This is a genomic window from Clostridium perfringens ATCC 13124 (genome assembly GCF_000013285.1).
In the GTDB taxonomy this organism is placed as follows: Bacteria; Bacillota; Clostridia; order Clostridiales; family Clostridiaceae; genus Sarcina; species Sarcina perfringens.
On record NC_008261.1, the window covers coordinates 1,671,639 to 1,686,038 of the forward strand.

A 14,400-nucleotide genomic window follows, 5' to 3' on the forward strand; every position below is an offset into this window, starting at 1 on the left:
AATAATACCACCAAGTAAATTCATGGTAAAGTCATAAAAACTTTTTAACTATTACAAAATAATTTATCATTATAAATTATTTATTTAGTAGTAAATAATAAAACTTATAACTAAAAAACACATTGAATTTCTCAATGTGTTTTTATTCTATTAAGTTTAATTAAGCTTTATTCTTATATAAAACCCTAAAGTTCTTTAGAAATTTTCTTTATTTTCTCTGTTAAACCTAGTAAATCTTTTCTTACTTCAGAAAAGCTAGCACTTACTAATTTTTTATCCTTAACAACAATCTTACCATCAACAACTACTAATTCTACATTACTAGAATTAGCAGAATATACTATTGTTGCATAATAATCATATATAGGTTGCATATTTACTGATTTTGTTTCTATTAAAGTTAAATCAGCTTTTTTACCAACCTCTATAGATCCAACTTCTTTATCAATTCCTAAAACTTTAGCTCCACCTATGGTTCCCATTTCTATTAAATCTATTGATGGTAGTAAAGTTCTATCTTTATTAAATAATTTATGAATTTTTCCCACTTGTGACATCTGGCTTAATATATCTAAAGTATTTCCACTCATAGGACCATCTGTTCCAAGTCCAATATTTATTCCTTTTTCTCTCATCTTTAATATTGGTGCTATTCCTTTAGCTCCTTTAGAATTTGCCCCTATATTATGAGATATATTAACATTATTCTTCTTTAAAATTTCTATATCTTCTTCATTAACTAAAACTGCATGGGCCGCTATAAAATTAGAGTTTAAAACCCCAAGCTTATCTAAATAAGAAACTGGAGTAAGATTATATTTATTTTTATATTCCTCTAACTCATAGTCCATTTCTGCTAAATGCATAGTTATAGGAACATCATATTTTTTACTAATTTTATATGCTTCCTTTAATGATTCCTCTGTATTTGTATAAGGTGCATGAGGAGCTATTCCTGGAGTTATCAAATCATCATTTTTCCATTTTTCTATAAATCTTATGGAATAATCTATCCCTCCAAAAGCCTTTTCTGAATCTGGCGAAGGAAAATCTACTATTGTCTCACAAAGCACTCCTCTCATATTTAATTCTTTAGCAGCTTTCGCTACCTCATCTTCAAAATAATACATATCACAAAAGGTAGTTACTCCACCTAATAACATTTCTGCTATAGCATACTTTGCTCCTATATAAGTCAATTCTTTATCAACTAATCTTTGTTCTAAGGGAAATAAATATCTCTTTAATCTATCCTTACAATCGTCAGCTAAACTTCTAAAAGGAACCATAGACCCATGAGTATGACAGTTTATCATACCTGGCATTAATATTCCCTCTTCACCATCTATTACCTCAACTTTATATCCACTTCTTTTTAATTTTTCTTCTGTCCTTACATCAGTTCCAACATATACTATTTTATTTTTTTCAAAAACAACTAAACCATTTTCTATAATTTCTTTATGTTCATTCATAGTAATAACTGTAACATTTTTTATTAAAGTTACTATTTTACTCATATTATCCCCTCCAAAATCAACCTAAAATATAGCTAAAAATAAGAGGCTATATCTACTAAGATACATCCCCTTACTTTCCTTTTATATTACTTTGCGTAATTAAGTTAAAGCTAACTAAATAAAAATCAATAATCACTTAATATAGACTTTATTTGAATAAAGAAACAATACTACCTTTTTTAACATCTATTAACCCTTTATCTGTTATCTTTAATGCAGGACTAACAGGTAAAGATAAAGTGCTAAATGACATAATTTCATTCATATGATTATATCCTAAATCTCTCATGGCACTCCTAACTTCCCCTAGCTTTTCTCCTATGATTTCAATAGGTTCATCACTGATTATTCCACCTATTGGTAACTCTAATTTAGCAATTACTTCATTATTTTTTGAGACTACATATCCTCCCCTAGAATTTATAACCTCATTAGCCGCTATAGTCATATCACTAATATTTCTTCCCATTACCATAAGGTTATGATGATCATGAGCCCAAGTAGTTGCTATTGCTCCCTCTTTTATAATTTCTCCTTCTACTAATCCAAAAGATATATTATTATTTTTACCATATCTCTCAAAAACAGCAATTAATGCACAGCTACTCTTTTCCCATTGTAAAATATTATTATAAACATTTAAAGTTACTTCTCCCTCTTCTGTAAAAGTAGTATTCTTTAAGACTTTCATAGTTCTACAATTTACTTTATTTTTATACTTATTTGGTACTTTAACCTCTAAACTTTCTTTAGTAATATTATTTAATTCTATACTATTATAAAATCTATAATCTAATTTGCTTTTATCTTCAAAAAACTCTTCTTTTAACCCCTTATCTCTATTAAAAACCATTTCCCCATTTTTATAAACTTCATATATATTAAAATCTTCTATACTATCTAACAATATAAAATCTGCTAGCTTTCCAGGTGCAATTGTTCCTCTATCTAAAAGATTCATTCTTCTAGCTGGTGTATATGTAGATGCATATATTGCATTCTCTATAGACATTCCAAGCTTTACGGCTTCCTTTAAAATCTCATCAAGATGCCCCTTAACTAATTTATCTGCCATTACATCATCTGTTACTAATGCAAAATGCTCATATAAATTATTTTCAATCAAAAATTTTATATTCTCTAATGTCATTGATTTATGTTGCATCTCTATAAACATACCATTTTGAATTTTTTCTTGAAGGGATCCAACTGACTGCTGAGTATGATCCCCATTAACCCCTCTATAAATATAAAGTGATAAATCTACTCCTTGTATTTTAGGACAATGCCCTTCTAAAGGTATATTTTTTTCTTTACTTATATTTATTATTTTATTTATATTAGAATCATCATCTTCTATTAAGTCTTTAAAGTTCATTACTTCTCCAAGACAAATAATATTATCATACTCTAATAATCTTTTTACCTCATTGTGAGTTATTTTCTCCCCTGTTGTCTCTAGTGAACTTGAAGTTGAAGGTACTGAGCTAGGGATACCATAAAATATATCTAGATTTCCCTTAAATTTAATAAATTCTTCTATACCTCTTATTCCAAAAACATTAGCAATTTCATGAGGATCAGCTACTACTGTAGTGACCCCATGTTTTATTGCAGCCTTAGAAAATTCCCTTGGAATAGTCATAGAACTCTCTATATGCATGTGTATATCTATTAATCCAGGAATTATATATTTTCCTTCCCCATCTATTACATTTTCAGACCATAATCTATCTTCATATCCTTTCCCTATATGAAGAAATTTCCCCTTATTTATTAAGATATCACCTTTTATGAATTTTTTAAAATAACTATTATATACGTTTAAATTTTTAATAATTAATTCTACTTGCATTTCACTACCTGCAAACTAGTTCATTATTCTGTTCCAGTTATTAACCCATTGATCCATTACTGAATTAACAAACTTAAAGTCAATTACCTTAGCATTATCAACCACTGGTCCATATGTTAAGTTTTTAGTTTCTTCTTCACTTAATTTAACTTCTTTATTAACTGGTGATTCATTTAAAGCTTTAGCAGTTTTCTCCTGAACTTCTTTGCTTAATGCATAGTTAATAAATTCATAAGCTAAATCTTTATTTTTAGAATTTTTATTTATATTTATTGTATTAAAGTTTAAGTAAGTTCCTGACTCAGGTATTACATTTATAACCTCTGGTTTAGCTTTTGAAATTGTTCCAAAAGCAAAGTCTGATGCTACAGCAGCTACTATTTCACCATTTGAGAACATATTAGCTAAATCTGAAGATTTACTATAAGTTTTAACAACATTTGGTTTTAAAGCTTCTAATTCTTTAAATGCAGCTTCTCCATTATCAGTTTTAACATCTACTCCTGCCTTTTCTGCTGCTATTTCTACCATTGCTGGACCATTAGTTGTTGTAATATCTGGTATAGCTATTTTATTTTTAAGTTCTGGTTTCCATAAATCTTCCCAAGAATTTATTTCAATTCCTGCTGAAGGATCTACAACTATTCCTATACTATTTAATGTATATGCTGGTCCATATCCTGCCTCTACTGTAGATTTAGCCTTTTCATTCATCTCACTTGCATTAGGAATCTTTGAATAATCTAATTTATCGAATATACCTGCTTCTACTCCTTGCTCTGCAAAAGATTCTGCTAAATAAGTTATATCTATTTGTGAGTTAGGATTATTTTTCATCTTAGTCAATCTTTCTGAGTTATTACCTATATCTAAAACTATTTCCACACCATGTTCTTTAGCAAATGGTTCAAATACTGTCTCCTTTAATACATCTTCATTTAATCCCCAAGTTGAAACTACTAATTTTTTTCCTGCCTCTGCTCCTTCTGTTTTTCCACATCCAACTAAAGATGTCCCTAGTACTAATCCTGTTAATAAGGTTGCTAAAATTTTCTTTTTCATAAGATTCTCCTTTATAAACATATTTTTTATATTTAAGTTTTATAAAATTACTATTTTATCTACTGGTAATTGAAGTTTTATATTTTGTCCCTTTTCATATATACTGTCATTTTCACTATTTACAATTAGATTCCCAAGTTTTGTTTTAATATCATATTGGTATGCCTTTCCTAAGAAAGTTCTAACCTCTATAACTCCATCTACTGTGTTTTCTAAATCCTCTTTTACAATCTTTATATCATCTGGTCTTATAGTTGCTTTTACTTCATTCTTATCCTTAACCTTGTTAACTTTTAAGTTAATTCCACTCTCATTTTTGTATATACCATCTGATACCTTTATTAAATCTATAAAGTTTTCAAAACCTACAAATCTTGCAACAAACTCTGTTGCTGGATTTGAATAAATATTTTCTGGAGTATCAAATTGTTCTATTACCCCTTTATTTAAAACTGCTACTTTATCTGAAATTGAAAAACATTCTTCTTGGTCATGAGTTACGAATAATGTTGTTATTCCAAGCTTTTGTTGAAGTTTTCTTATTTCAACTCTCATTTTTAATCTTAATTTAGCATCTAAGTTACTTAAAGGTTCATCTAGTAATAAAAGACTTGGCTCTATTACTAAGGCTCTTGCTATGGCAACCCTTTGTCTTTGTCCTCCAGATAATTCCTTTGGATACCTCTTTGCTAAATGGCTCATATCAACAACTTTTAATATATCATCAACCTTTTTTCTTATTTCTTCTTTGCTCATCTTTTTCATTTTTAATCCAAAAGCTACATTTTCTTCTACTGTTAAGTGAGGAAATAATGCATAGCTTTGAAAGACTAATCCAAAGTTTCTATTATGAACAGGTATATTTGTATAATCTTCATCTCCTAATAAAAACTTTCCTGCTGTTGGTTCTATAAATCCAGCTACAACCCTTAATGTTGTTGTCTTTCCACACCCACTTGGTCCTAAAAGAGAAACTAATTCTCCTTTTTTAACTTTTAAATTTAGATTTTCCAATATATTATTTTTCTTATCATAAGAAACATTTATATTCTGTAGGTTTATTAAATCCATGTTTTCATCCTCCAAATAAATTTTTAACTTAAATTCTATCCTGCAAAATTATTTAATCCTAATGTTTTTTCTAATATGTACATAATTCCAATAGTTAATATCATTAAGATTACTGATAAAGCTGATACTGTTGGATCATAATTATATTCAACATAGTTCATCATAGTTGTAGGTAATGTGCTTACTCCTGGTCCAGTTAGAAATATAGATACTGGAACATTGTTAAATGAATTTATAAAAGCTAACATAAATGCTGCCATTACCCCTGATGTTATATTTGGTAAAACTACTTTAAAGAAAGTTTGTGATTTTTTACATCCTAAGCTCATAGCTGCTTCCTCTATGGAATAATCAAATCCCTCTAAACTTGATCCTACAACTCTTATGATGTAAGGAATTATTATTAAAGTATGTCCAATAAACAAACTAGCATATACTGATAAGTTCATCTTTACCAATAAAAACTGAAACAATGAGAATCCGACTACTATTCCAGGAACTATTAAAGGCGAAAAGAAGAAACTCTTAAGAATATCTTTTCCTTTGAAGTTATATCTACTTAATCCATAAGCCGCTGGCATTCCTATAACCAAAGCTGATAATGTAGATACTGTAGATATTAAGAAGCTTGTCCCCATACTTTTTATAAATGACTCAGATTTAAATACTGTAATAAACCATTGCAAACTAAATCCTTTTGGAGGAAATGCTATATAATTTTCTGTTCCTATACTAGTCATGGCAATAATTACTAGCGGTGCAAATAGAAATATATAAACCAAAACAACGAAGGTTGTTAATACTTTGCTCTTCTTCACTTTAAGAAACCCCTCTCTTATCTAATCTTGATGCTAGGAAGTTAATCCCCTTTATTACTATTAAAGTGACTACAATCATTATTGTTGCTACAACTGCGGCCCCCTGCCAATCACCTAATGTCATAGTTTTTTGGTATATTAAAGTTGCTAAAACCGTATTTTTATTTCCTCCTAATAATTGAGGTGTTGTGTAGGCTGTTAAGGAACCTGTAAATACCAAAACTGTTCCAACTATTAATCCTGGTAAGCTAAGTGGAAATACAACTTTAAAGAATGCTTTTAATCTATTAGCTCCTAAACTTTCTGCTGCTTCTAATAAGTCATTATCTATATTTTCCATAACTCCTACTAGGGAGATAATCATAAGTGGTAAGAAAATATAAATCGTACCTATTATAATAGCTCCTTCTGTATATAGTAGTGATAATGGCTCTTGTATTAAATTAAACTTCATTAATAAACTATTGATTATTCCATTTTTTCCTAAGATACTCATCCAAGCAAATGAGCGAACAACTGAATTTGTTAATATGGGAAAGACTGTTAAGGCTATAAGAAAACCTCTCACCTTTTTAGAAACTCTTGATATGTAATAAGAAACTGGCACACCTATAAACATGCAAATTATAGATGATACTAAAGATATCTTAATGGTTCTCAAAAATATTGACATCATATAAGAATCTGTGAAAAATTCTTTATAGGCACTAAACATACCACCATTTGTATTAGTGAAAGTAGGAATTATTACATCTAGTAATGGAACTATCATAAAATATGCTACTAATACTATGCAGGGTATAAATAATAAATACTGGCTTATTTTCCTCATGTTTTTCCTCCGTCTCTAAGTGCTGTATCTTTACTCACTGTTTTTAATTTCTACATAATTTAATTTTATTCTACTTTTTATTACGTATATTGTCAATATAATATAAAATAATATTCGTAAATTATATTATTTTAATACCTTTAAATTAATCAAATTAAAAATTTATTCATATTTTTATAAAAATCACGAACATTATAAAACTGTAGAAAGTCCCTATAATAATAAATAAAATCCATCTATAAACACAAAAAGACAATAATCATATATATTTTTCAATATGATTATTGTCTTAAATATGGTATTTAAATAAAAAATTTTAAGTTATTGTTAACTTATATATGTAAACTTATACATAGTTTTAAATCTCTTCTTAGTTTAAAATACAATTTAGACCAAACTTATAAAACATAGATAACCTATTTCTAAAATTATCTCCTCAAAGCCATCATTTAAGAACTCTATAACAGCATCTTTATTATTTTCAATAACTCTTGAAAAAGTAATAATATTATTCTTTATCTCTTCCCTTTGTATTTTTTCATCATTAATACAATAATTTAAAAATACAGAATATCTTGTTAATAAATATTCTAATATAATTAATTGGAAAGAAATTATCATATCTTCCATATCATCACTTGTACAATTACTAAATATCTTAGATATAATACATTTTTTAAGTAAATCTTCAAATTCTTTAAATGATTCTTTATATTTCTCCCACTTTTCACTTAAAAGATTTATATTAGTATTTTCAGCAAAATCAGATACTCTTTCTAGTACACACTTTAGATTAGAAATACTCTTATAATTTTCTATAATATCTAAAAACAGAGAGTTTACTTCCTCTAATGATTCACCTTTATTTATTTTTATTTCATTATATAGATAAATCACTTCTTTTATGTACTCTATGTTACTATACTTTTCTAGTTCATCTAAGAAAATATCTTCACTAGTATAACTTTCATTTTCTAATATATTTAACAACATCTCAAAACCTAAAAGTAATTTTTCTTCTAAGGAAAATCCCTCTTCATACATTATATTTATTAAAGTATCCCTCAATTTAAGCTCTAATGGTATATCTTCTTTATTTATTTTTTCCAATTGATTTATTATAATCTCACTATCTATATTATCTAATATTTCCACAACTTCTGGACATGAACATGATAAAGAAAGCTCTTTTCTATATTCAAACTCATTACTTATTCTTGGAAATGTACTACAAGTTTTAGATAAATACTCTTCCCCTTTACACTTAACTATATTACACAGTCCCTTACAATCTAAAAAAGAACACGCTTCAAAGGTATCTTTGTTTATAAAGTATAATTTTTCCCCATTAACTTCTCTCACTTTTACATTATTTAAAAGGTATTTAGAATCTTCTTTATTATTTTTCCATTTTTCATATGTATCCTTATCTATATCAATATCCCATCCTTCACAACAAGTGAATTTACAGCTATCAGCTATACACTTAAAATCATCATAACCTGAAAGTTTCTTAATAATCTTTTCTTCATTCATATAATTTCTCTCCATATTTTCATTATATTAGTTAAAAGTCTAATTGCTCTAATAAATGTAATTATAGCACACTTTCTAATTTACTATTTTTTACTATACTATTCTTATTCCTATAATAAAAAATCTACCAGACAATAAAACTAAAGTCTGATAGATTTTAAAATAAATATATTAAATATAAAGAAACATATCTTATATTTACTCTTCACTACTAAATAATCCAGCTCCCTTAAGTATATCCTGTTCTAAAAATAGACTTGTAACAGCTTGGTTATACTCAACCACCTTCTGAGCTTTCTTTATTTTCTTAGCATATTTTTTATTATTTGAGAACATATATATCATATATCCCCATAGCTCCTTCATTCTAAACATTGCATTTCTATCTTCATTAAATACTTCTCTGTATTTATTAAATACTTCATCATGAAACTCTTTTAATACCTTTTTGTCCATAAACTCATTGTTTAAAATTTCATTCATTAAGGCTGGGTTAGCTAAAATCCCTCTTCCTAACATTATTTTATCTACTTCTGGAAATGTTTCAATTAATTTATTATGATCTTCCACAGTAAAAATATCTCCATTATAACAAATTGGATTCTTACTTAAAGAAATTGCATCTTTAAAAACCTCTAAATTAGGTTTATTTGCATAAAAATCTTGTCTTGTTCTAGGATGAATAATAAGCTCCTCCATAGGATACTTATTATAAATTTTTATAAGCTCATAAAATTCCTCAGGCTTATCCATTCCTAATCTAGTTTTTATTGAAAGTTTCATGTCATCTATTTTAAATATTTCTTCTAAAAACTTATCAAGTTCTTCCTTGTGAGCTAAAAATCCTGACCCTCTTTTCTTTCCAACAACTGTTCCAGATGGACATCCTAAATTTAAATTTATTTCATTATATCCTAACTGCTTAAGCTTCCTAGCTGTTGAGATAAAGCCTTCTGAATCATTAGTAAGTATTTGTGGAACTAAGTTGATTCCTTTATTATTCTCTGGCAAAACATCTCTTAATTCCTTAGTTTTAAGACTTTTACTACTATTTGGAACAACAAAAGGGGCAAAGTATTTATCAATTCCTCCAAAAAACTTCTCATAAGAATTTCTATATATAAATCCAGTAATCCCTTCCATTGGTGCTAAATAATACTTCATTTGTTTACTCCTTTTTTAAAGATTCTAGAAAATATTATATCAGCCTTTTTTCTTCTTATCCACTTAGCAACTAAACTATTTTTGCGAAAACTTATCTAATTAACTATGTTCTTTCTGCTCTGCAAATTAAATCATGAGTATCTCTTATGTAAAATTCTTTTATTAAAAATATAAGTATTAATACGGTAGCTAAAATATCAGCTAAGGGCTGTGAAATCCACACTCCATTTAGTCCATATACTCTAGGTATTATAAATATAATAGGTATAAATAGTATAACTTGTCTTAATAAACTTAGAAAAATTGACTTTTTAACATTTCCTATGGACTGAAAATATACTGCCCCTAAGATTGAAACCCCTAAGGTAGGTAAGGCAAGAGTATATATTTTTAATCCATTAAGTGCTATATTTATTAGCTCCTTATCCTTTGTAAATATATTGATAAACTCTCTTGGATAAATTCTAATAAGTACAAGTCCTAAGGTTAAAATTAAAGTTGCAATTATTATAGTCATTAATAGAGTTTTTTTAGCACGTTTATACTCCTTTGCTCCATAGTTATATGCAACTATGGTTTGCATTCCTTGACTTAAGCCAAAGACTGGCATTAAAAATAAAAGGTATATAGATGTTATTGAAGTCATTGCTCCTATGGCTAAATCTCCACCATAATCCTTAAGAACTCTATTTGTTATTAAATGTATAAATCCTGCTGCAAGCTCCATAAAAAATGGAGTTAAAGCAATTAAAATTATTGCCCTTAAAATATTCTTATTTAATATCTTTCCTTTAATCCTTAGCTTTAAGTTTGACTTTCCTAAGGTAAAATAATACATTGTCCAAAGAAAAACTATGAATTGACAAATTATAGTTCCTAAGGCAGCTCCCTTAATTCCCATATGAAATAAGAATATAAATATTGGATCTAAAATTATGTTTAAAACACAACTTATTATCATGATTTTACCAGCTAACTTTGGATTTCCCTCAGCTCTTATTGCATTATTAAGAGCAAATCCAGGAAAGTTAAACCATGCCCCTATAAGTATTACCCTCATATAATCCTTTGCATATATAATAGTTTCCTTACTTGCACCAAAAAAGTATAGTATTTTTTCTAAAAATGAGAATCCAAAGATCATAATGATTAAAGCAACAACTATGGATAATATAAAAGTATTTCCTAATATTCTTTCAGCTTCTTCCTTCTTTTCTTCCCCTAGCTTTATTGATATATTAGTGCTTCCTCCTACAGAAATGGCAACGCAGAAAGCACCTAATATTGTAAACAAGGGCATAGTTACTCCTAAGCCAGATATGGCAAAGGCTCCTATATCCTTAATAGAACCTATAAAAGCTCTATCTACAGTGTTATATAAGGAAGTTACCATCATAGATAGTATAGCTGGTAGTGAATATTTTAAAAGCAACCTTCCAATTTTTTCATTCTTTAGTTCATATTGATTTTTCATAATAATGTCCCTATTCCTAATGTCCTATATTTCTTATGATGAATAATCATTTCATTTGTTATTAATAATTATTATCAAGTCTTGTTTATTATAGCATCTACTTATTCTTAGTCAATATTTTCTGTTCATAGTTTTAAAAATATTAAATATTTCTTCCATGACTTAAAAACAATAAATATGATTATAGGGATGCTTTGTTATAAACTTAAAATATCTTTCCTTATTTAAGAAAGGTTTAAACGCTCCTTAAGTTAAATATTTTCAAAATTACAACTTCACTTAAAATATATCCTAAAATTAAAATAACCTACAAAAATCTATAAAAAGACTTTTGTAGGTTACAAGATAAAATCTATTCTACTTTTTCAATATACTTGCAATTTAAATATATGTGATTTAGAAAAACTAATAGTCTTTCATAAAGAGGATGTACTTTTTCACCAAACCTAACCTCTAAAGCTTCACCAATTTCCTTAACGGTATTAGTTCCATTGATTTGTAAAAACACCTCACTACCATATTCATCTAAAGAAGTTCTTTTATACATTGGAATCTTAAATTTCAATTTTCTAAAAAACCTTTGAATCTTATGATCTTGTTTTTCTAAAATAGTAACTATTCCCTCTTCATCAACTTCATACTGAAGATTATCACAAATTTTAAATCGCATATTTAAAAGTTCTTCATTATCCATTATAATTCACCTTAATGTTTCACCTTAGATTTCATAATAGGCAATGTAGTTGCTAAAACTAAAAGAATAAGCACTATTATTGCCATTCCATTGCTAGCTACAAAACCAGTTGGTGTTCCAGGTGTTATTATTCCTGTTACTTGTAGAACTATTCCTATTAATCCCACAATAGATCCTCCAGCAACAAGACCAGAAGATAAACTTATTCCATTTGAAACCTTAACTTCTTTTTCATGATCACTCTTGCTCATTTTTTCAATAAATACACGTATTAATGCACCTACTAAAATTATAGAAGTTGTTGATATAGGTAAATAGAATCCTATTGCAACAGTCATTATTGGTAAGTCTACTAAGTATAAGAATAAAGCCATAACTACTCCAACAATTATCATAGGCCAAGGTAAGTTTCCTTCCATTATACCTGAAGTTAATGTTGACATTAAGTTAGCTTGTGGTAATGCAAAAGGTGCATCTGCTCCAGTTATTGATAATTGGCTAGAAAGTACTAATATTGTTCCAGTAACAACAACAACACCAACTATACTTGCAATCATGAAAGAGTTTTGCATTTCTTTTTTGCTTCCACCAATTATATATGTTACCTTTTGAGATTGGCTATATCCACCTGCTACAGAGATTGAAACAACCATAAATGTAGCAAATAAAAGTAATGCTTTGTTATCAGCTTTTCCAGTCCATCCCATTATAACGAATACTAGTGTTAATATTACTAATGAAGCTATTGTCATACCTGATACAGGAAGGTTTGATGTTCCTATTGTACCAGTTAAACGTCCTGCAACTATTACGAATAGTAATGATAGGATTATTGAAACAACTGCTCCTGTTATAGCCATTGCAATGCTATTAGAAATAAAGAATCCTATAACAAAAGCTAATACAGCTCCTACTAAAAGTATTATTATAGATCCGCTATTTTTCTCAGCATTTTCTTCATTAACAGGGCTTGCTTTTAATGTTTCTTTTATTGAAACTATTATAGTTGGTATAAGTTTTATAGCACCTATAATACCTCCACAAAGCATCATTCCTGCTCCTATATACTTAACGTAACTTCCTGATATTGCATTTACGTCCATTTGGTGAATTAACATTGAAGCGTCATTCCATGAATGCATGCTCTTCTCTGCCATATCACTGAAATATCCTATTAATGGAGCTATACCAAAGTTAGCTAGTATAGATCCTGCAAACATAGTAAGTGATACTTCTAATCCAACTATAAATCCAATACCAAGTAAAAGTGGGTTTACTTCAGTAGAGAACTTCCACTTATAAAATTTGCTTCCTAAATATGTAACAGTATTGTTTATTAAGTTTAAAAATGATCCTGTTAAAACATTTATGATACCACTTATAACAAATCCAATACCCATAAATTTAATTGAGTCTTCACTTCCTTCAGAAGCAACAAGAGTTTCAGATATTGCCATTGACTCAGGATACATAAGTTTTCCATGTTCCTCAACTATTAGGTAGTTATAAACTAGTGATAGACATCCTATACCAAATAGAACTCCTCCTACACCTGCAGCTACACCCTCTAAGAAAGTAAAGTCACTTCCTATTAGTATAATTGCTGGTAATACAAATATCATACCACTTGCTATAGATTCTCCTCCACTTGCCATACCTTGAGTTATGTTTTTTCCAAGAATACCCTTGCTACGTGCAAATATTCCTACAAAAACTGACCCTATGATAGCTCCAGGTATACCAGCAGCAACAGTTAACCCTGATTTCATACCTGAATAAGCAGTTGAAGCAGCAAAAACAATAGCTAATACTATACCTATTATTAGTACAGGAAGATTAACTCCATTTTTTGACTTACCAGTAAAATAAGGAACATAATCTTTACCGCTTACACCACCATAAGCTTCCTTAGGTAATTTCTTTTTCATACACCTAATCTCTCCTTTCGTTTATTCATACCAATAGTAAAATCTTTATTGATATGTTCTCTTGTTATATTTTCTATAAAATGCACAAATATTATACTATATCCACATAAAACAAAAGTTATAATGCTATCTAAACTAATTATTGCGCATATTATATTTAAACTCATCTTAAAAGACAGGCTAAACAAAAAGCTGTCAATTAAGTTAACCTTTATATAGTAATTTATTATCACTATACTTTTAAAATGTTTTTAGAACTTTCTAAATACATAAAGAAGAAATGCTTATAATTAAGTATTTCATTGTTTCAATGAATTAATACTTTGCTTAAATCTACCTATAAAAATTAGATTTTTTTTATATTTTCATGGTGTATTTTACTATTAAAATATTTTTATCATGCTTATAATAATACCATTTTAACTTAAAAAAATCCATGATAATTC

At 28.0% G+C, this 14,400-nt stretch carries 11 protein-coding genes; all 11 read right to left on the reverse strand.

The window, feature by feature from the left end; translation table 11 throughout:
- Nucleotides 1–185 precede the first annotated feature (185 nt).
- The 11 genes from CPF_RS07180 to CPF_RS07230 all read right to left on the reverse strand — a co-directional run bounded on the left by CPF_RS07180 (nt 186) and on the right by CPF_RS07230 (nt 13,954).
- Entirely contained in the window at nt 186–1,520 is a 1,335-nt protein-coding gene (locus CPF_RS07180; protein WP_003462412.1) for an amidohydrolase, read from the reverse strand.
- 148 nt (nt 1,521–1,668) lie between these two features.
- Nucleotides 1,669–3,375 carry an adenine deaminase gene (locus CPF_RS07185; protein ID WP_011590725.1) on the reverse strand — a complete coding sequence of 569 codons (1,707 nt, stop codon included), beginning with the start codon at nt 3,373–3,375 and terminating at the stop codon, nt 1,669–1,671.
- A gap of 15 nt (nt 3,376–3,390) precedes the next feature.
- Nucleotides 3,391–4,437: an ABC transporter substrate-binding protein gene (locus CPF_RS07190; protein ID WP_003462470.1), complete on the reverse strand. Its 1,047-nt coding sequence runs from the start codon at nt 4,435–4,437 to the stop codon at nt 3,391–3,393.
- A 39-nt stretch (nt 4,438–4,476) separates the two neighbouring features.
- Nucleotides 4,477–5,508 (reverse strand): ABC transporter ATP-binding protein, encoded by a 1,032-nt coding sequence (locus tag CPF_RS07195; protein WP_011590726.1) that lies wholly within the window; start codon nt 5,506–5,508, stop codon nt 4,477–4,479.
- 35 nt (nt 5,509–5,543) lie between these two features.
- Complete coding sequence (locus CPF_RS07200; protein WP_003467290.1) at nt 5,544–6,326, reverse strand: ABC transporter permease; 783 nt, start codon at nt 6,324–6,326, stop codon at nt 5,544–5,546.
- A 1-nt stretch (nt 6,327) separates the two neighbouring features.
- Complete coding sequence (locus CPF_RS07205; protein ID WP_011590727.1) at nt 6,328–7,158, reverse strand: ABC transporter permease; 831 nt, start codon at nt 7,156–7,158, stop codon at nt 6,328–6,330.
- A 387-nt stretch (nt 7,159–7,545) separates the two neighbouring features.
- Nucleotides 7,546–8,694, reverse strand: coding sequence for a flagellin lysine-N-methylase (fliB, locus tag CPF_RS07210; RefSeq protein ID WP_011590728.1), 1,149 nt, complete (start codon nt 8,692–8,694; stop codon nt 7,546–7,548).
- A gap of 198 nt (nt 8,695–8,892) precedes the next feature.
- A complete protein-coding gene (locus CPF_RS07215; protein WP_011590729.1) occupies nt 8,893–9,858 on the reverse strand; it encodes a tRNA dihydrouridine synthase in 966 nt (321 codons plus the stop codon).
- 103 nt (nt 9,859–9,961) lie between these two features.
- Entirely contained in the window at nt 9,962–11,332 is a 1,371-nt protein-coding gene (locus CPF_RS07220; RefSeq protein WP_011590730.1) for an MATE family efflux transporter, read from the reverse strand.
- 352 nt (nt 11,333–11,684) lie between these two features.
- Complete coding sequence (locus CPF_RS07225; RefSeq protein WP_011590731.1) at nt 11,685–12,026, reverse strand: PqqD family peptide modification chaperone; 342 nt, start codon at nt 12,024–12,026, stop codon at nt 11,685–11,687.
- Nucleotides 12,027–12,037: 11 nt separating this feature from the next.
- Nucleotides 12,038–13,954: an OPT family oligopeptide transporter gene (locus CPF_RS07230; RefSeq protein ID WP_003477897.1), complete on the reverse strand. Its 1,917-nt coding sequence runs from the start codon at nt 13,952–13,954 to the stop codon at nt 12,038–12,040.
- Nucleotides 13,955–14,400 lie beyond the last annotated feature (446 nt).

What these genes read in the sequence shown, in the direction of transcription:
- CPF_RS07180 (WP_003462412.1), bottom strand. Translation starts at nt 1,520, where the DNA reads ATGAGTAAAATAGTAACTTTAATAAAAAATGTTACAGTTATTACTATG.
- CPF_RS07185 (WP_011590725.1), bottom strand. Translation starts at nt 3,375, where the DNA reads ATGCAAGTAGAATTAATTATTAAAAATTTAAACGTATATAATAGTTAT.
- CPF_RS07190 (WP_003462470.1), bottom strand. Translation starts at nt 4,437, where the DNA reads ATGAAAAAGAAAATTTTAGCAACCTTATTAACAGGATTAGTACTAGGG.
- CPF_RS07195 (WP_011590726.1), bottom strand. Translation starts at nt 5,508, where the DNA reads ATGGATTTAATAAACCTACAGAATATAAATGTTTCTTATGATAAGAAA.
- CPF_RS07205 (WP_011590727.1), bottom strand. Translation starts at nt 7,158, where the DNA reads ATGAGGAAAATAAGCCAGTATTTATTATTTATACCCTGCATAGTATTA.
- fliB (WP_011590728.1), bottom strand. Translation starts at nt 8,694, where the DNA reads ATGAATGAAGAAAAGATTATTAAGAAACTTTCAGGTTATGATGATTTT.
- CPF_RS07215 (WP_011590729.1), bottom strand. Translation starts at nt 9,858, where the DNA reads ATGAAGTATTATTTAGCACCAATGGAAGGGATTACTGGATTTATATAT.
- CPF_RS07220 (WP_011590730.1), bottom strand. Translation starts at nt 11,332, where the DNA reads ATGAAAAATCAATATGAACTAAAGAATGAAAAAATTGGAAGGTTGCTT.
- CPF_RS07225 (WP_011590731.1), bottom strand. Translation starts at nt 12,026, where the DNA reads ATGGATAATGAAGAACTTTTAAATATGCGATTTAAAATTTGTGATAAT.
- CPF_RS07230 (WP_003477897.1), bottom strand. Translation starts at nt 13,954, where the DNA reads ATGAAAAAGAAATTACCTAAGGAAGCTTATGGTGGTGTAAGCGGTAAA.